The sequence below is a fragment of the Citreicella sp. C3M06 genome (assembly GCF_018860705.1).
Taxonomy (GTDB): Bacteria; Pseudomonadota; Alphaproteobacteria; order Rhodobacterales; family Rhodobacteraceae; genus Salipiger.
This window is the reverse complement of sequence record NZ_JAHKQA010000035.1, coordinates 38995-57982: the sequence shown is the minus strand read 5'-3', so window position 1 is coordinate 57982 and position 18988 is coordinate 38995. Positions and strand designations below refer to the sequence as shown.

At 64.4% G+C, this 18988-nt stretch carries 14 protein-coding genes; 3 read left to right on the top strand and 11 right to left on the bottom strand.

Going from position 1 to position 18988, the window contains the following annotated elements:
* Window positions 1-682: 682 nt before the first annotated feature.
* From KO516_RS24095 to KO516_RS06860, 3 genes are all read right to left on the bottom strand, one after another.
* Entirely contained in the window at window positions 683-1108 is a 426-nt protein-coding gene (locus KO516_RS24095; protein ID WP_252737451.1) for a hypothetical protein, read from the bottom strand.
* The gene (locus KO516_RS24090) at window positions 1098-1778 is read right to left on the bottom strand and encodes a hypothetical protein (protein WP_252737450.1); all 681 of its coding nucleotides are present in this window, start codon (window positions 1776-1778) and stop codon (window positions 1098-1100) included. The genes KO516_RS24095 and KO516_RS24090 overlap by 11 nt, the downstream gene beginning before the upstream one ends.
* A 317-nt stretch (window positions 1779-2095) precedes the next feature.
* On the bottom strand, window positions 2096-4384 hold the full coding sequence (locus tag KO516_RS06860) for an adenosylcobalamin-dependent ribonucleoside-diphosphate reductase (protein ID WP_216003049.1): 2289 nt from the start codon (window positions 4382-4384) through the stop codon (window positions 2096-2098).
* A 136-nt stretch (window positions 4385-4520) separates the two neighbouring features.
* On the opposite strand from KO516_RS06860, the gene KO516_RS06855 reads away from it, so the two are divergent.
* Window positions 4521-4952, top strand: a complete 432-nt coding sequence (locus tag KO516_RS06855) for a DUF1489 family protein (RefSeq protein WP_371742038.1) — start codon at window positions 4521-4523, stop codon at window positions 4950-4952.
* Here KO516_RS06855 and KO516_RS06850 read toward each other — a convergent pair.
* The 8 genes from KO516_RS06850 to xdhA all read right to left on the bottom strand — a co-directional run bounded on the left by KO516_RS06850 (window position 4949) and on the right by xdhA (window position 14956).
* The gene (locus tag KO516_RS06850) at window positions 4949-5446 is read right to left on the bottom strand and encodes a YdcF family protein (protein ID WP_216003047.1); all 498 of its coding nucleotides are present in this window, start codon (window positions 5444-5446) and stop codon (window positions 4949-4951) included. The genes KO516_RS06855 and KO516_RS06850 overlap by 4 nt on opposite strands.
* Before the next feature lie 101 nt (window positions 5447-5547).
* Complete coding sequence (locus tag KO516_RS06845) at window positions 5548-6618, bottom strand: BMP family ABC transporter substrate-binding protein (protein ID WP_216003046.1); 1071 nt, start codon at window positions 6616-6618, stop codon at window positions 5548-5550.
* Between the two features lie 36 nt (window positions 6619-6654).
* Window positions 6655-7563 (bottom strand): ABC transporter permease, encoded by a 909-nt coding sequence (locus KO516_RS06840; RefSeq protein ID WP_216003045.1) that lies wholly within the window; start codon window positions 7561-7563, stop codon window positions 6655-6657.
* Complete coding sequence (locus tag KO516_RS06835) at window positions 7563-8648, bottom strand: ABC transporter permease (RefSeq protein ID WP_216003044.1); 1086 nt, start codon at window positions 8646-8648, stop codon at window positions 7563-7565. Before KO516_RS06835 ends, KO516_RS06840 begins: the two co-directional genes overlap by 1 nt.
* An 81-nt stretch (window positions 8649-8729) precedes the next feature.
* The gene (locus tag KO516_RS06830) at window positions 8730-10250 is read right to left on the bottom strand and encodes an ABC transporter ATP-binding protein (RefSeq protein ID WP_216003043.1); all 1521 of its coding nucleotides are present in this window, start codon (window positions 10248-10250) and stop codon (window positions 8730-8732) included.
* Window positions 10217-11167 (bottom strand): xanthine dehydrogenase accessory protein XdhC, encoded by a 951-nt coding sequence (xdhC, locus tag KO516_RS06825; RefSeq protein ID WP_216003042.1) that lies wholly within the window; start codon window positions 11165-11167, stop codon window positions 10217-10219. The genes KO516_RS06830 and xdhC overlap by 34 nt, the downstream gene beginning before the upstream one ends.
* Window positions 11157-13598, bottom strand: a complete 2442-nt coding sequence (xdhB, locus tag KO516_RS06820) for a xanthine dehydrogenase molybdopterin binding subunit (protein ID WP_216003041.1) — start codon at window positions 13596-13598, stop codon at window positions 11157-11159. The genes xdhC and xdhB overlap by 11 nt, the downstream gene beginning before the upstream one ends.
* Window positions 13595-14956, bottom strand: a complete 1362-nt coding sequence (gene xdhA / locus KO516_RS06815; protein WP_216003040.1) for a xanthine dehydrogenase small subunit — start codon at window positions 14954-14956, stop codon at window positions 13595-13597. The genes xdhB and xdhA overlap by 4 nt, the downstream gene beginning before the upstream one ends.
* 262 nt (window positions 14957-15218) lie before the next feature.
* Between xdhA and KO516_RS06810 the strand changes: the two genes are divergently transcribed.
* Together KO516_RS06810 and dnaE are read left to right on the top strand one after the other, a co-directional pair.
* A complete protein-coding gene (locus KO516_RS06810) occupies window positions 15219-15416 on the top strand; it encodes a hypothetical protein (protein ID WP_216003039.1) in 198 nt (65 codons plus the stop codon).
* Between the two features lie 41 nt (window positions 15417-15457).
* Complete coding sequence (gene dnaE, locus KO516_RS06805) at window positions 15458-18982, top strand: DNA polymerase III subunit alpha (RefSeq protein WP_216003038.1); 3525 nt, start codon at window positions 15458-15460, stop codon at window positions 18980-18982.
* The last annotated feature ends 6 nt before the right edge of the window (window positions 18983-18988 follow it).

The window sequence follows — 18988 nt, the reverse complement described above, 5'->3', positions numbered from 1 at the left end:
TATGAATCCTGACCCTAGCCGACGGTTTCCAACATGACGTGCAGCTGGAAGGAGGAAGGCTCCTGAAAAGCGCGGTTTTTGAATGCGCTGAGGTAGGCGAAATCTCGGTTAGCGCCGATCATGCAAATGTATATTCGAATGATGTAGTTCGAGCGCCTTGAAAAAGTTAAGGGCGCGGAATATCCGCGCCCATTAACCTTTGTCTGTTACTTCATCCCTAGCGCGTTGGTCACCTGTGTGACCCTGTCTTTCCAAGAGTTCAACTCGAAGCCTAATGTCCGGAAAAATGGCTGTCGCCAGCTAGCAACTTACTCCTGATATGGAGCACTCAAGGCACCCACCCTTACGGATAAGAGACTTGAGAGGTTAGGATTACAGACTCATCTCGATACAGTCACAGACTATGAACGCTTCAGAGCAGTTAGTCAAGCTCGCCTGCAACGTACCTGACAAACTTTAAGGGAACATCTAAGTTCCCACGATGCCAACGAGCACACCACGTGCCGCCCAACAGGGGTAGTGGCCTTGCCCCAAGGAATGAGCCCCGCACGCCGCTTCTCGGGCCGGAAAATAGCTTGGCAGACTTCGGTCGCTTTGGCAACTTAGATAGCTCGCGCTTGCTGCCACTGGTCGCTTCAAAACTTGGTATGGCTACTCTGTCTGTAGACCGTGCTTGCACGCCTCAATGGAGTTGCGGGCTGCTTGCCATGACCTCCGCCCTCGTCAGCATCCTAGACACATGGCGCAGATTGAGCTCATGCGCCTCAGCAATCTGATCGATCACCTCGCAGATCGCGCCCAGGGCAGCATCAGGTATCCCCCGTCGTGCGCCCTCGCGCTCCGCGAAGGAGATGAGATCACTCTTGCCGGGGCCGACAAGACGCAGGATGTTCAGGCGGCTCAGGAATGGGGCCGGAAGGGTCCTCAGGCTGTTCGAGGTCAGGACCCAGCTGATCCACGACATGTCGAAGCCGACCTGGTAATAGGGACACTTCCATGCCACGGCAGACGAGCGTTCCAGCAGCGGCAGCAGCCCGTCGGCCAAGCCGTAGGCCTGCCCCTTCGTCGAGGTCGGCGTCCAGGCCTTCTCGATCTCGTCAATCACCACGATCGGGTTCGCGCAGAGGCTCTGGACGATAGTTTGCAGGGGCCGGCCGGGAAAAGCCGTCCCAGCCGCGTTGCGAGCCGTTTACGACGAAGGAGGCCTGCTCCGCGGTTCCCTCTATGCCACAGCGCGGCACGCCGAGATGGCGCCCGAGTTCGCGCGACCACACGCTCTTGCCGATCCCCGGCGGGCCGTCGAGCAGAACGGGCGGCAGACGGAATCTGGGCTCCCCCACCCGCACCGAACGGCGCATCGCTTCCCAGAGTAAGTCAGTGGCCGCCGCCATCCAGGGCATCTCGGCATGAATGGCGGTAGCGATCTCATCGGCGCGGTGCTCGCTGTCGATGCCGACCAGATCCGCACCGCCACGGAACGCCTTGAGCACGCGCCTGTCATCCGAACTGAGATGGTTTAGCCCGGACACCTTGGCGCGTGCGCCCATTACCCGGCGCGCACGGCGCAGCACTTTGTTGCGATCCTTTTCCGATAGCCGCACGGCGATGAGGTCCTCGTTCCAGCGCAACTCATCTTCAAAGTCTCCCGGTACCTTTGAGGACACCCCGTCCTGAAGGGCCCGGAGCTTGCGCAGATGCCACTCGAAGCGGCGCTTAAGGGCGAACTCGGACTCGTCGGGATCGGCGAAGCGGGCATTGATGAACTTGATCTTCGTCATGGAGGTCCTTTCTGGCGCGTTGCGCCATGCCCCCAAGCAGAGCTTCTGCTGGAGCGAGAATGTAAGAAAGAACCCGGCCGGATTTGCCCTGAGGGATGCCGAAAGCGCGGCTGGCCGTCAACGGCGCCCACCAGGGCGGAGCACTGCTACGGCGTACCAAAGGCCGAAAAGCCGCCAGACGCGCAAGCCTTTGATATAAAAAGAAACCACCGGCTGCGATGCAGCCGGTGGTCATTAATCCTGTGCCGGAATGGACAAATCACCCCGGAAATGGACAAGATTTGGTGGGTCATACATCTCTAAGACAAACAGCCCACTCACCCACACTTTGAGTGTCCGCAGCTGCTACACGTCATGCAGCCCTCCACCATCATCATCGAGAACTGACCGCAGGACGGACACGCCTTCCCGCGCGGAGCGTCAAGGTTTACCACCTGCGCCTTCGGATCGGACTTGAGGCCCATTCCTTCGCCCTCAATAAATCCTGTCGCAAGGAAATGTCGTTCGATCACGCCGCCGATCGCCGCGAGGATCGACGGGATGTACTTGCCCTGCACCCAAGCGCCGCCGCGCGGATCGAACACGGCCTTCAGCTCTTCCACGACGAAGGACACGTCCCCGCCACGCCGGAACACTGCCGAGATCATCCGCGTCAGCGCCACCGTCCAGGCGTAATGTTCCATGTTCTTCGAGTTGATGAACACTTCGAAGGGACGACGATGGCCGCTCACGATAATGTCGTTGATCGTCAGATAGATGGCATGCTCACTATCGGGCCAACGCAGCTTGTAGGTTTGCCCTTCCAGAGCCTGCGGCCGGTCGAGTGGATCGGCCATGTAGATCACATCGCCATGCGGCTCATTGGGTTCGGCATTCGAGGTCGCCATAACCTCAGGCGCCTTCGGCTTCTCCTCCGACACCGACAGAACCGAGCCGGTCACATCATTCGGACGATAGGTGGTGCAGCCTTTGCAGCCGGTCTCGTAGGCTTGCATGTAGACGTCCTTGAACGCCTCGAAATCGATGTCCTCGGGGCAGTTGATGGTCTTGGAAATCGACGAATCCACCCATTTCTGCGCCGCCGCCTGCATCCGCACATGCGCCTGCGGATCCAGTGTCTGGGCGTTGACGAAATAGTCGGGCAACGGGGCGTCGCCCTTCAGGTCGCGCCACATCTGCACGGCGTAATCGACCACCTCTTCCTCGGTGCGGGTGCCGTCTTTTTGCAGAACCTTGCGGGTGTAGGCATAGGCGAACACCGGCTCGATCCCCGACGAGACGTTGCCCGCGTACAGCGAGATCGTCCCGGTCGGCGCGATCGAGGTCAGCAACGCATTGCGGATGCCATGGGTGCGGATCGCCTCGCGCACGTCGTCATCCATGTTCATCATATTGCCCGAGGCGAGGTATTTCTCGGCGTCGAACAGCGGGAACGCCCCCTTCTCCTTCGCCAATTCCACCGAGGCCAGATACGCGGCGCGAGCGATCCGGTGCAGCCAGTGCTCGGCCTGACGCGCTGCCTCCGGTGTGCCGTATTGCAAGCCTTTCATTAGCAGCGCATCGGCAAGCCCGGTGACACCAAGCCCGATCCGGCGCTTGTTGCGAGCCTCTTCTTCCTGCGCGGGCAGCGGGAATTTCGACGCGTCCACCACGTTGTCCATCATCCGAACCGCCGTCGCCACCAGCTCTTCCAGCGCCGCGTCGTCGATCTCGGCCTCTGGCTCGAACGGCGCCGATACCAGACGCGCCAGATTGATCGAGCCCAGCAGGCAGGCACCATATGGCGGCAGGGGCTGCTCGCCGCAGGGGTTGGTGGCGCAGATTTCCTCGACGTAGTTGAGGTTGTTGGCCTTGTTGATCCGGTCGATGAAGATCACGCCCGGCTCGGCATAATCATAGGTCGCCTTCATGATCTTGTTCCACAGATCACGCGCCTGCACGGTGTGATAGACTCGCCCGCCGAATTGCAGATCCCACGAGTCGTCCGCTTTGACCGCTTCCATGAACGGATCGGTCACCAGCACCGACAGGTTGAACATGCGCAGCCGCGCAGAATCAGATTTGGCGCTGATGAACTGTTCGATGTCAGGGTGATCGCAGCGCATGGTCGCCATCATCGCGCCCCGGCGCGATCCGGCCGACATGATGGTGCGGCACATTGCATCCCAGACATCCATGAACGACAGCGGCCCCGAGGCATCGGCGGCAACCCCGGCCACCGGCGCGCCCTTGGGCCGGATGGTCGAGAAATCATAGCCGATTCCCCCGCCCTGCTGCATGGTCAGCGCGGCCTCTTTGAGCATGTCGAAAATGCCGCCCATGCTGTCCGGCACGGTGCCCATGACGAAGCAGTTGAACAACGTCACCGAACGCGCCGTGCCCGCCCCGGCGGTGATCCGGCCGGCTGGCAGATAGCGGAAATCCTCAAGCGCGGCAAAGAACCGCTCTTCCCAGATCTCGGGCTCGGCCTCGACCGAGGCCATGTCGCGCGCGATTCGCCTCCAGGTGTCTTCGACAGTCACGTCGATCGGCGCGCCATCGGCGTTCTTGAAACGATACTTCATATCCCAGATCTGTTCGGCGATGGGGGCGGCGAAACGGCTCATAGCAGCGGAATCCTTGGTGGTGGCAGGCGGGTCTGATAACAGTCCAAAGCTTACCACGTCCAGCCCGTTCCGCACCACCTCTTGAAACTTTTGCACGCCCGCATACTATATCATGCGAAACCCGCCGAGGACGCCCGTGGAAAAACACACTCATCTCATCAAGCTAAGCGTCGGAACCGAAAGCGTCGAAGCCCTTGCCGCATGGCAGGATTCTCGGCAGGCGCAGACCGATGACGGCTTGCCGCGCCACGTCACCCGCATGTTTCCCAAGCGCGAATCCGAGGTTCTGAACGGCGGCAGTATCTACTGGGTGTTCGGCGGTTTGGTGCAATGCCGCCAGCGCATCCTGCGTCTCGACCGGGTAACCGGCACCGACGGCGTCTCCCGCTGTGCCATGGTGCTCGAGCCCGGGCTGATACGCGTCAGCCCCGCCCCACGCCGCCCGTTTCAGGGCTGGCGCTACCTTGCCCCGTCAGACGCGCCCCCCGATCTGTCCGCCAGCCGCCTGCAGGAAGACGCCCTGCCCCCCGGCCTCGCCGGAGCGCTGGCCGACATCGGCGTGCTCTAACGCCCCTTGCCGCTCAGCGCGTACCAGCCAAGCGCCGGGATCTCGCGCAGCGCCGCCTTCAGCTGCGCCGCAGGATGCGCCCCGCGCAACGGCACCGCGTGCCCCCGCGCCACAAGCCCCGCACGCCGCGCCACCATCAGGGCGCGCGGCAGATGATAAAGATCGCTCACCACGATCACTTCGCGCGTGCCCAGAGTCTCCAACAGCGGCCGCGCGTATAACAGATTCTCCAACGTCGTGGCCGAGCGCTCCTCGCATAGCAGCGCCTCGCCCGGCACCCCCGCCTCGCGGCACAGTTCCACAATCACCGCCGCCTCCGACGGCCCGTGTCGCCCGATCCCGCCGCAGCCAATCACCGCCCGCACCGCGCCCAGCTGCCAAAGCCTCGCCCCCGCCAGCGCCCGCCGCCGCAGCGTCGGCGAAGCCACGCCTCCCGCCCAGACCGCCGCCCCCAAAACCAGCGCTACCGGCAGATTTTCGCGCTGCTCCTTCATCTTGCCAGATAAACTCCCGCCGGAGGCATCCCGCCCCTCAAACCAGAAACACCGCCGACGCCTGCGCGCCGACGGTGCCATTCGTGCGCCCATACCGGCGATCAGTTCGGAATGTCGCCCGACACGCCTTCGACGTAAAAGCTCATGCCCGCCAGCGTGCCGTCATCGGCCACCTCACCCTCGGCCAGCCACGCAGAGCCGTCCTGCTTGTTGATCGGCCCGGTAAAGGGGTGATACGCGCCCGACGCGATATCTTCCTTCATCTTGGTGGCCGTCGCCAGCACCTCTTCGGGGATCGGGCCGGTGAACTCGCCGATGCCGACCATGCCGTCGCCGATGCCCGACCACGTGTTGGTGCTGGTCCAGCTGCCGTCGATCAGCGCCTGCACCCGTTCGATGTAATAGGGCGCCCATTCATCGATGATCGACGAAAGCCGCGGCTCGGGCTTGAATTCCGCCATGTCGGCCGCCTGCCCGAAACCATAGGCCCCGGCCTTTGCCAGCACCGACAGCGGCGCGGTGGAATCGGTATGCGCCAGCACCACGTCCGCGCCCTGATCGAGCAGCGCTTGCGTTGCGTCCGCTTCCTTGGCCGGGTCGAACCATGTCGACAGCCAGACCACGGCGATCTCGACATCCGGGTTGGCCTTCTTGGCATGCAAGTACGAAGAGTTGATGCCGCGGATCACCTCGGGGATCGGGAACGAGCCGATGTAACCGATCTTGTTGGTCTTGGTCATCGCGCCGGCCAGATAGCCGGTCACCGCACGCCCTTCATAGAAACGCGCCGAATAGACCGACACGTTCTCGGCGGTCTTGTAGCCGGTGGCGTGTTCGAATTTCACATCCGGGAACTTGGCCGCGACGTTTATGGTCGGGTCCATGTAACCGAACGAGGTGGTAAAGATCAGATCCGCGCCAGACAGCGCCATCTGCGTCAGCACGCGCTCGGCATCGGCCCCTTCGGGAACCGATTCCTGCTCGATCACCTCGATGGCATCGCCGAAATGCGCCTTCATCTTCATCGCGGCCTCGTGGTGGTGCTGCGACCAGCCACCGTCGTTCGCAGGGCCGACATAGACAAAGGCCACCTTGGGCTTGTCCTGTGCAAAGGCGCTGCCCGCGATCAGGCTCAGCGCCGCCGCCGAGGCCAGAAGGGTTCTGCGTTTCATGTTGGGGTCTCCCTGTCGTTTCTTGCTTTGAAAGCCTCAGGACGAGGCGTGGAAGGATCGGCCGAGCGATGCGGGCGCACCCTGCGCCCCGCGCGCCGAGATGATCACCAGCACGATGATCGTTATCAGGTATGGCGACATCGACAAGAGCTCGACCGGCACCGTGGTTCCCGCCGCCTGCAGGTTCAGCTGAATGACCGTGACGCCTCCGAACAGGTAGGCCCCGATCAGCACCCCAAGCGCCCGCCACGAGGCAAAGACTACGATGGCCAGCGCGATCCAGCCCGCCCCCGCCGTCATGCCTTCGGTCCATTGCGGCACGCGCACAAGGCTGACATAGGCCCCGCCCATCCCGGCGCAGGCGCCGCCAAAGGCGATCGCGGCAAGCCGCACCCGCACCACCTTGTAGCCCAGCGCATGGGCCGAGGCGTGATCCTCGCCCACCGCCCGCAGGATCAGCCCGGCGCGGGTGAATTTCAGAAACGCCCAGACCGCCGCGACCAGTGCAAGGCTGACATAGACCATGATGTCATGCGAAAACAGCATCCGCCCCAGCACCGGGAGGTCGCCCAGCAGCGGAATATCCAGCTTGCCAAGCGCCGGCGCGCGCTGGCCTTCGTAATTCGATCCGATCAGCGCCGACAGGCCCAGCCCGACCAGCGTCAGCCCCAGACCCGTCGCCACCTGATTCGACAGCAGGTATTGCGTCAGGAACCCGAAGGCGAGCGAGAGAACCGCCCCCGATACCGCCGCCCCGGCAAAGCCCAGCAGCGGCGAGCCGGAGGACACCGCGATGGCAAACCCCATCACCGCGCCAGTGATCATCATGCCCTCGACCCCAAGGTTCAGCACCCCGGATTTCTCGACGACCATCTCGCCAAGGGCAGCCAGCAGGATTGGCGTCGCCGAAACCATGATCGAGGCGACAAGAAGCACGGGATCCATCAGGCGACCTCTCTGCGCACGAGCCGCACGCGGTAGTTGGTGAACACATCGGTCGCCAGCAGAAAGAACAACAGCATCCCCTGAAACAGCTGGATCGACGCACCCGGCAGGCCCAGCATCAGCTGCGCCAGCTCGCCGCCGATATAGGTCAGCGCCATCAGCAGCCCGGCGGCAAGGATGCCGAACGGGTTCAGCCGGCCCAGAAACGCCACGATGATCGCGGTGAACCCGTAGCCAGAGCCAAAGTCGATGCTGATCTGCCCCGCCGGGCCGGTGACCTCGAACAGCCCCGCCATGCCCGCAAGCACACCCGAAAGACCAAGGCACAGGAACACGATCCGCGCCGGGCTGACGCCAGAAAACCGCGCCGCGCGCGGGGCCTCTCCGGTCAGGCGCACGTTAAAGCCCGCAATGTGCCGTGCCATCATCACATAGGCCGCGATCACCGCGATGAACGCCGTGACGACGCCCCAGTGCATGCCGGTATTGGCGATCAGCTCGTCATTGAAGACGGCAGGCCATTGCTTGAAATTGCGCGATCCGGGAAAACCCATGCCCTCGGGGCTGCGCAGCCAGTTGGCCGAGGCCGAGGCAAGGATGTTCTCGGCCACATAGACCAGCATCAGAGACACCAGAATTTCGTTGGTCCCGAACCGCGTCTTCAGCACCGCCGGAATCATTGCCCATGCCCAGCCGCCCAGCGCTCCGGCGATCACCATCAACGGGAACAGCAACACCGACTCCGATGGGTAGAACGCCAGTCCCACGGCAGCGCCGGTGACCGCCCCCATGATGTACTGACCTTCGGCGCCGATGTTCCAGATCCCGGCGCGAAAACCGATGGACAGACCAATGGCGATCAGGATCAGCGGCCCCGCCTTCACCAGCAGCTGCGGGCGCGAATAGGCCGCGAATTGCGGGTGAAACAGCGGGTCCCAGAAGATCGTGCGGATCGCCTCGACCGGAGGTTTGCCCAGCGCCCAGAACATCACGCCGCCAACGAGCATCGTCAGCACCACCGCAAGGATCGGCGTCAGCGCCGTCCAGTAGCCCGACGGCTGCGGGCGTTTTTCAAGCCGCATCATCGCGTGACCTCTTGGCTGCAAAGACCTTTGGCGCGAAACCTCTTCGGGATGTTTCGGATGAACAGGCGCTGGCTCCTGATGTCAGATGTCATGCGCCACCTCCATGTCATGCGCGCCGCCCATCATCAGGCCGATCTTCTCGACATCCAGATCGGCCACCGGCCGCGTCGCCGACAGGCGGCCTTCGTTCAGCGCGCCGAACCGGTCAGAAATTTCCATAAGCTCGTCGAGATCCTGACTGATACAGATGATCGCAGCGCCCTTGGCGGCAAGGTCCAGCAGCGCCTGCCGGATCGCGGCGGCGGCGGCGGCATCAACCCCCCATGTCGGCTGGTTGACCACGAACACATCGGGGTTCTGTTCGATCTCGCGCCCGACCACGAATTTCTGCAGATTGCCGCCAGACAGCGCCCGCGCCGCCACAGAGGCCCCCGGCGTGCGCACATCGAATTTGGCGATGACGTGATCGGCAAAATCCTGCGCCGCGATCCAGTTGATGAAGCCGTTTTTCACCAGCCCCTTGCGCTGGCCCGCCGTCAGCACGGCATTCTCGGTCAGGCTCATGTTGGGCGCGGCGGCATGGCCCAGCCGCTCTTCGGGGCCGGTCAGCAGCCCCGCCTCGCGCCGCAGGGACGGCCCGTCGCGGCTGACATCGCGTCCCTTGAACCAAATGGCGCCCTGCGGCGCGAGCCGCTCGCCCGACAGCGCCATCAGCAGCTCGTCCTGCCCGTTGCCGGCCACACCGCCAATGCCCAGAACTTCGCCGGCGCGCACCTCCAGCGAAATCTCGCGCAGCGGCGTTCCGAACGCCCCCGGCGCGGGCAGCGACAGCGCCTCGCAGCGCAGCAAGACCTCGCCCTTGGCCCCCGCCTTCGGCTCGGGGGTGAGAAAGCTCGATCCCACCATCATCTCGGCCATCTGCCGCGCCGTCACCTCGCGCGGTGTGCAGGTGCCGACATTCTTGCCAAGCCGCAGGATCGTCGCCTCGTCGCACAGCGTGCGGATCTCTTCGAGCTTGTGCGAGATATACAGGATCGACGTGCCCTCGGCCTTCAGCTTGTTGAGGGTGCGGAACAGGATCTCGACCTCCTGCGGGGTAAGCACCGATGTCGGCTCGTCCATGATCAGCAGTCGCGGGTTCTGCAGCAGGCAACGGATGATCTCTACCCGCTGGCGCTCGCCCGCCGACAACGTGCCGACCACGCGATAGGGATCAAGCGGCAGCCCGTAGGTTTCCGACACCTCGCGGATCTGCCGCGCCAGATCGCGCATCGGCGGCGGCGTCTCCATGCCCAGTGCGACATTCTCGGCCACGTCCAGCGCATCGAACAGCGAGAAATGCTGGAACACCATCGCCACGCCAGACCGGCGCGCATCCGATGGCTTGCCCGGCTGATACGGCTCGCCGTTCAGATGCATCTCGCCCTTGTCGGGCTTCACGAGACCAAAGATCATCTTGACCAGCGTCGACTTGCCCGCGCCGTTCTCGCCCAGCAGGGCGTGGATCTCGTTCTTGCCGATGTCAAAGGAGACGGTGTCGTTGGCAACGACCCCCGGATAGGCCTTGGTCAGCCCCCGGATGCTGAGAAGTGTGTCTGCCACCCCATGCTCCTCTCTGTTTCGTGATCGAGTAGAAACGCCGCAACGCCGATGGCAATGGCCTGCGGATGCCTGCCAAGAGATTTCCGCCCGATCGGGCAGCAGATGCGCGCAATCTGTGCATCCGTATGACCTAACGTCCGCAGCCGCTTGGAAAACCGCGCCCATTTGGTATCCGACCCGATCAGCCCGGCCCAGCGAAAGCCATGACCCAGCAGCGCGTGGCACAGGGCAAAGTCGATTTCGTGGCTGTAGGTCAGGACAAGATGTTCGGCCTGCTGCGGCGCATGCGGCACAAGCCGGGCGGGGTCGGCCGCGGGCACCATGGTGACCCCTTCAGGCACGACTTCGGGAAAGCGCTCTGGCGCCGTATCAACCCAGTTCAGCGCAATTTCGGGGCAAGGTGCCAGCACCGATACCAGCGCCCGCCCGACATGGCCGGCGCCCCAGACCCACAGCTGCCGCGACGGGCGCGCCACCGGTTCGATGAACCAGCCCTGAACCAGCTGCGCCTTGACGGCAACGCCTTGCGCCCGCGCCCGGTCCAACACCCGCGCCACCGCCAGCGGCTGTGCGCCCGGCCCGCGCGCGATCACCTCGCACCCCTCCAGCGCCTGCAGCGCCGCAGCGTCGTAAAGCTCGGTCAGCAGCACCACCGACCCGCCGCAGCATTGCCCCAGCTGCGGGCCCAGCGGATGCCGCGTCAGCCCTTGCCGGGACAGCGCCGCCTCTGCCGCCATCAGCTCCAGCGCGCCGCCCCCGATGGTGCCCGACTGCCCGAAACCGCGCTCATCGGGCCAGACCAGCATCGCCGCGCCCACCTCGCGCGGGGCCGATCCCGCGACCTCTGCCACGACAACCCGCGCAACCCGGCCATGCGCCGCTACCGCCGCGCTCAACGCGCCAAGGTCAAACCCCATCCTGCACCTTCCGCAGCGCCATCAGCACCCGCTCGGGCGTCGCCGGCGCATCTAGCGCCGGATAGGCCGTGCCGCAACTGGCAACCGCATCGGAAAGCGCAAGAAAAGCCGATATTCCCAACATGAACGGCGGCTCTCCAACCGCCTTCGAACGATAGATCGTCTCCTCCCGGTTCGCCCCATCCCAAAGCGCAACGTTGAACACCTCGGGCCGGTCCGAACAGGCCGGGATCTTGTAGGTCGACGGCGCATGGGTACGCAGACGGCCCCGATCATCCCAGACAAGCTCTTCGGTGGTCAGCCAGCCGGCGCCCTGCACATAGCCGCCCTCGATCTGGCCGATGTCGATGGCCGGGTTCAGCGAAGCCCCGGCATCGTGCAGAATATCCGTCCGCAAGATGCGATACTCGCCGGTCAGCGTGTCCAGCACCACCTCGCTGCAAGCCGCGCCATAGGCGAAATAAAAGAACGGCCGCCCCTGCCCCTTGATGCGATCCCATTCCACCTTCGGCGTCTTGTAGAAACCGGTCGAAGACAGGCTCACCCGCCCCTCGTAGCACAGCTTCGCCGCCACCTCGAAACTCATGACCTCCTCGCCAACCCTCACCGACCCATCAGCAAAGATCACCTCGGATGCCCGCGCCTGAAACAGCGCGGCCAGATGCTCGGCCATGCGCTCCCGGATGGTATCACAAGCCGCCTTCACCGCCATGCCGTTCAGGTCCGAGCCCGAAGACGCCGCCGTCGCCGAGGTGTTGGGCACTTTCGCCGTGTCGGTGGCGGTGATCCGAACCGCCCCGAGCGGAATGCCGAACCGCGCCGCCGCCACCTGCGCCACCTTCTGGAACAGGCCCTGCCCCATCTCGGTGCCGCCATGGTTCAGCGCAACCGACCCGTCCTGATAGACATGCACCAGCGCCCCCGCCTGGTTGAGATGCGTCAGCGTGAACGAGATCCCGAACTTCACCGGCGTCAACGCAATGCCCCGCTTGAGCAATGGCTTGCTGGCGTTCCACGCCGCCACCGCCGCCCGCCGCGCCTCATAATCGCACGACTGCGCCAACCGCTCCGTCAGCGCCCCCAGCACAAAATCTTCGACCGGCTGGCCATAGTGCGTCGTCTGAACCCCGGCAGGCGCCGCCAGCGCATGCCCCACCGGCCCGCCCGCCCCGCGCGAGGCAACATCCCCCTCAGCGGAAGCCAACTTCTTCTGGCTCGAAATATCCTCGGGGGGAAACGCCGCAGGCGTTTGGGGGGCAGACAGCCCCCCGTCTGCGCCATCCACCGGCGCATCCGCATAGTAATTTGCCCGCCGCACCGCCAGCGGATCGCGCCCTAGCGCATGGGCGACATGATCGAGCACCCGCTCGATCCCCAACATCCCCTGCGGCCCGCCAAAGCCACGATAAGCGGTGGCGCTTTGCATGTTGGTCTTCAGCCGGTGGCTTTCGATCCGCATCGACGGGATGTGATAGGCATTGTCCGCGTGCAGCATCGCCCGGTCGGCCACCGGCAAGGATAGATCCTGCGCCCAGCCGCAGCGGGTGTGCTGCACGAAGTCGACCGCCAGCAGCCGCCCGTCATCGTCATAACCAACGGCATAATCGATGCGGAAATCATGACGTTTGCCAGTGATCATCATGTCGTCGTCGCGGTCATAGCGCATCTTGGCCGGACGCCCCGTCGCCGCGGCCACCACCGCGCAAGCCACCGCCAGCGCGTTGCCCTGGCTTTCCTTGCCGCCAAAACCACCGCCCATGCGGCGCGTCTCGACCCGCACCGCGTGCATCGGCAGATGCAGCGCATGGGCAACCTTGTGCTGAATCTCGGTCGGGTGCTGGGTCGAGGAATGCACCAGCATGTCGCCGTTTTCCTGCGGCAGAACCAGCGCGGCCTGCCCTTCCAGATAGAAATGCTCCTGCCCGCCCATGTCGATGGTGCCGCGCAGCTGGTGCGGCGCGTCGTCCAGCGCCGCCGCGGTGTCGCCCTTTTCCCAGATGCGCGGGCCGTCTTCGAACCGCGACTCGGCCGCCATCGCCTCGTCGACGCTCAGCAGTGCGTCCCGCTCCTGCCATGTGATCTGCGCCTTGCGCACCGCCTTGCGGGCCGCCAGATGCGAGGTCGCGGCCACCAGAAACACCGGCTGCCCGACGTAACACACGCTCGCCCCCGACAGCATCGGCTCGTCCCCCAGCGAGGGCGAGCAATCGCACTCCGACGGCAGATCCTTTGCCTCCCAGACCCGCACCACGCCGGGCGCGGCGCGCACCGCCTCAAGGTCAATCTTTGCGATCCGCCCGGAAGCGATCTGCGACAGCCCGAATGCCAGATGCAGACAGCCCGCGGGCACCGGGATGTCATCGATATAGCGTGCCCGCCCGGTGACATGCAGCGGGGCGGCCTCATGCGGCAGGGGTTTCGAAACGCTCATGCCCGCACCTTCCGTACATCGGTATCCGCGCCCAGATCCTCGAGCAGGTGGCGCGTCAGCATGTTGCGCGCCGCCAGCAGCCGGTAATCCGCCGAGGCGCGCATGTCGCTCATCGGGGTGAAATCCGTCTCCCAGCCATCCCACGCGGCGATCACCGCCTCGTCGGTCCATGGTTTGCCGATCAACGCCGCCTCGACCGTCGCCGCCCGCTTGGGAATGCCGGCCATGCCGCCAAATGCGATCCGCGCGCCCGTCACGAGCCCGCCCTCGACCGTCACGTTGAACGCGCCGCAAACCGCCGAGATATCCTGATCAAAGCGTTTCGACAGCTTGTAGACCCGCAGCCGGTCTTGCCCGCGCGGGATGGTCACCGCCTCGACGAACTCACCGGGGGCGCGGTCCTGCTTGCCATATTCCAGAAAGAATTCCTCGATCGGCATGTCGCGCGATCCGCCCTGATGGCGCAGATGCAGCGTTGCGCCCAGCGCGATCAGCACCGGGGGGTTGTCGCCGATCGGCGATCCGTTGGCGATGTTGCCGCCGATGGTCGCCGCCGCGCGCACCTGCGCCGACCCATAGCGGCGCAGCATCTCGGCATAGCTCGGGTATTCCTCGCGCATCAGCTCGAGCACCCTGTCCATGGTGACCCCAGCGCCGATGCGGATGGCATCGTCCGACACGTCGATCCGTTGCAGATCGGCGCAGCGGTTCAGAAAGATCACCCCCGACAGATCGCGCAGCTGCTTGGTGACCCACAGGCCAACGTCGGTCGCCCCGGCGACCAGCACAGCCTCGGGTCGCTCGGCATATAGCGCCGCCAGCGCCTCGGCGCTTTCGGGGGCGCAGGGCAGTTCGGCCACCTCGGGCAATGGCGGTTCGGCCATCCAGTCCGGCACCGGCGACAACGCCGCCGCTTCGGCGGCGCGCACGATCGGCGCGTAGCCGGTGCACCGGCACAGGTTCCCCGCCAGCGCATCGTCATACCCGGTGTCCCCGACCTTGTGCGCCTTGGCCATCGACACGATGAATCCCGGCGTACAGAAGCCGCATTGCGAGCCGTGCTTATCGACCATCGCCTGCTGCACCGGATGCAGCGCGCCATCGGGCGCCCCGATGCCCTCGACGGTGCGCAGCGCCTTGCCATGCAACTGCGGCAACAGCAGGATGCAGGCGTTCAGCGCCTTGGTGCCATCATCGTCAGTCACCATCACGGTGCAGGCACCGCAATCGCCCTCGTTACAGCCTTCCTTGGTACCGGTCAGGCCGCGCCGCTCGCGCAGCCAGTCAAGCGTGGTCCGCGTCGGAGACACTCCGCGCAGATCCACTCTTTCCCCGTTCAGAAGAAAGCAGATATCCATATGTCATAGACCCGCCGCCTTACACTGTCCAAAAGATGCGCGCCCCCGATGCGGCGTAGAAGGCGCGCGGACCATCCCTGTCTGAGCCAAGGCTAGAAGCCACACGCGCCGCTTGGCAAGAGAAAATCGCCCAATTCCCGAGCATCCGCCCGCGCTGCGCCGCCAAACCCGGCAGGCGGGCGGGCGCCGGGAACATGGGCGCGCAGGAACCGCAGCCCCCACCGCGCATTGTCTTTCGCAACATGCCGCAAAGGATGCCCCGATGAACCGACTACAGATCTCGCGCATGGCGCGCAGGCTCACCCGGACCGAAGGCAGCCCTGACGCTGCGCTGAACGAAGCGAACCGCGTCATCGCCGAGGAAGACGCCCGCGGCCGCACACAAAAAGCCGACACATGGCGCGCGATCCGCGACGCGCTGCACGGCCGCGACGCCCCTGCCGCAGAGGAAGGCAGCTGAGCGCCCTTCCCCCCGCCCGGCGCAGCGCCTACTCTGCTCTCATGGCAGATCCCCGATTCATACACTTGCGCGTTCACACCGAATATTCCTTGCTCGAAGGGGCGGTGCGGCTGAAAAAGCTGCCCGGCCTGTGCGAAGCGATGGAAATGCCCGCGATTGCGGTCACGGATAGCAACAACCTCTTTGCAGCGCTGGAGTTTTCCGTCGGTGCCAGCGGCGCGGGCATCCAGCCGATCATCGGCTGTCAGGTCGATCTGCGCTACACCAACCCCGCACCGGGCGAGCGGCCCAAACCGCCCGCGCCCATCGTCCTGCTGGCGCAGAACGAGACCGGCTACGAAAACCTGATGAAGCTGAACTCGTGCCTGTATATGCGGGGCGACGGCCAGCTGGCGCATGTGACGCTTGAGGATCTTGAAATCCATCACGACGGGCTGATCTGTCTGTCGGGCGGACCGGATGGCCCGGTGGGGCGGCTGCTGCGCGACAATCACCGCGCCGCCGCGCAGGTGCTGCTGACCAGCCTGCACAGGCTCTTTGGCGATCGGCTTTATGTCGAATTGCAACGCCACCCCGGCGATGACGGGCTGCCGCAGGCCGAAAAGCTGTCCGAACGCGGCCATATCGAGATGGCCTATGAAATGGGCCTGCCGCTGGTCGCCACCAACGACGTCTATTTCCCCAAGCCCGAAATGTACGAGGCGCATGACGCGATGATCTGCATCGCCGAGGGCGCCTATGTCGATCAGCAGGAACCGCGCCGCCGCCTGACGCCGCAGCATTACCTCAAGACCCCGCAAGAGATGGCGACGCTGTTCGCCGATCTGCCGGAGGCGCTGGAGAACACCGTCGAGATCGCCAAGCGCTGCGCCTTCATGGCCTATCGCCGCGACCCGATCCTGCCGAAATTCGCCGATGATGAGGTCGCCGAACTGCGCCGCATGGCCAACGAGGGCCTGCAACGCCGCCTTGCGGTGATCCCCCACGCGGTCAGCGTGGAGGAATACCAGGAACGGCTCGATTTCGAGCTGGGCATCATCGAAGGCATGGGCTTTCCCGGCTATTTCCTGATCGTTGCCGATTTCATCCAATGGGCCAAGGACCACGACATCCCGGTCGGGCCGGGCCGTGGCTCGGGCGCCGGGTCGTTGGTGGCCTATGCGCTGACCATCACCGACCTCGACCCTTTGCGCTATTCGCTGCTGTTCGAACGCTTCCTCAACCCCGAACGGGTGTCGATGCCCGACTTCGACATCGACTTCTGCATGGATCGCCGCGAAGAGGTGATCCGCTACGTTCAGGAGAAATACGGCCACGACAAGGTGGCGCAAATCATCACCTTCGGCGCACTGCTGTCGAAAATGGCGGTGCGCGACGTGGGCCGCGTGCTGCAGATGCCCTATGGACAGGTCGACCGCCTGTCCAAGATGATCCCGGTCGAAGGCGTCAAACCTGTCAGCATCGAACAGGCCCTGCGCGACGAGCCGCGCCTTGCCGAAGAGGCGCGCAACGAAGAGGTGGTTGATCGCCTGCTGACCTACGGCCAGCAGGTCGAAGGGCTGCTGCGCTCGGCGGGCACCCACGCCGCGGGTGTGGTCATCGCCGACCGGCCCACCGACCAGCTTGTGCCGTTGTACAAAGACCCCCGCTCCGACATGCCCGCCACCCAGTTCAACATGAAATGGGTGGAACAGGCGGGGCTGGTGAAATTCGACTTCCTCGGCCTGAAGACGCTGACGGTGATCCAGAACGCGGTGAACCTGATCCTCAAGGATGGCCGCCCCATCCATGTCGCCGCCGATGGCACGCAGCTGTACGAGCCAGCCGAGGGCGGCGAAAACCAGATGAACCTCATCCCGCTGGATGATGAAAAGACCTACAAGCTTTACGCGGCGGCCAAGACCGTCGCGGTGTTCCAGGTGGAATCGACGGGTATGATGGATGCGCTCAAGCGCATGAAACCCACCTGCATCGAAGACATCGTGGCGCTTGTGGCGCTGTACCGGCCCGGCCCGATGGAAAACATCCCGGTCTATTGCGAGGTCAAGAACGGCCTGCGCGAAATCACCTCGGTCCACCCGTCGATCGACCATATCCTTGCCGAAACCCAAGGCATCATCGTCTATCAGGAACAGGTGATGCAGATCGCGCAGGAAATGGCGGGCTACAGCCTTGGCGGCGCCGACCTGCTGCGCCGCGCCATGGGCAAGAAGATCAAGGAGGCGATGGACGCCGAGCGCCCCAAGTTCGAAAAGGGCGCGGCGGAAAACGGGGTCGATAAAAAGAAGGCCACCGAGGTCTTCGACCTTCTGGAAAAATTCGCCAACTACGGCTTCAACAAATCGCACGCGGCAGCCTATGCGGTGGTCAGCTACCAGACCGCTTGGCTCAAGGCGAACCACCCTGTCGAATTCATGGCAGGCGTCATGAACTGCGATATCCACCTGACCGACAAGCTGGCGATCTATTTCGACGAGCTGAAGCATGGGCTGAAACTGGGCTATGTGCCACCCTGCGTGAACCGGTCGATGGCCACATTCGACGTGGAAAATCAGGAACTGGTGTACGGCCTTGGCGCGCTCAAGAACGTCGGGGTCGAGGCGATGCAGCTGGTGGTCCAGGGCCGCCGATCCATTCCCGAAGACCCGTCCAGCCCCCAAAAGCCCTTTGCCACCATCTTCGATTTCGCCCGCCGGGTCGATCTCAAGAAGATCGGCAAGCGCCCGCTGGAAATGCTGGCCCGCGCCGGGGCGTTCGACCAGCTCGACCGCAACCGGCGCCGCATGTTCGATTCGCTCGATGCGCTGGTCGCCTATTCGGCGGCAATCCACGAACAGCGCGCTTCGGCGCAGGTGTCGCTGTTTGGCGATGCGGGCGACGATCTGCCCGAACCGCGCCTGACCCCCGCCCCCGACTGGCTGCCCGCCGAGCGCCTGAACGAGGAATTCAAGGCCATCGGCTTCTACCTGTCGGGCCATCCGCTTGACGATTACATGCCCGCGCTGAAACGACGCGACGTGATGACACTGGAAGAGGTGCGCAACAAGGCGCAGGGCACCGCTTGCATCGCCAAGCTGGCCGGCGTGGTTGCGGGGCGTCAGGAACGCAAGTCGGCGCGCGGCAATCGCTTTGCCTTTGCTCAGTTGTCGGACCCGACCGGCGCCTATGAGGTGACGATCTTTTCCGAAACGCTGGAGAAATCCCGCGAGCTGCTGGAAACCGGATCAAAGGTTGTCGTGACCGTCGAAGCGACGGTGGAAAGCGACCAGCTCAAGCTGCTGGCCCGCAGCTTCGGCCCGGTGGAAACGGTGGTTGCGGATGCCGGGGCCTCGGGGTTGAAGATCTTCATCGAGACCCCGGGAACTCTCTCTCATGTCGCATCGATCCTGAGCCGCGCCGCCGAGCAGATGCCCAAGGCAGGGCGCGGGCCGATCCGCCTGTGCCTGAGCGCCGAAGGCCTGCCCGGCGAGGTCGAAATGGATCTCAAGCGCGAATTCCCAGTGACGCCCGAGATCAAGGGCGCGGTCAAATCGCTCGACGGAGTGCTGGCAGTCGAAGATTTCTGAACGCGC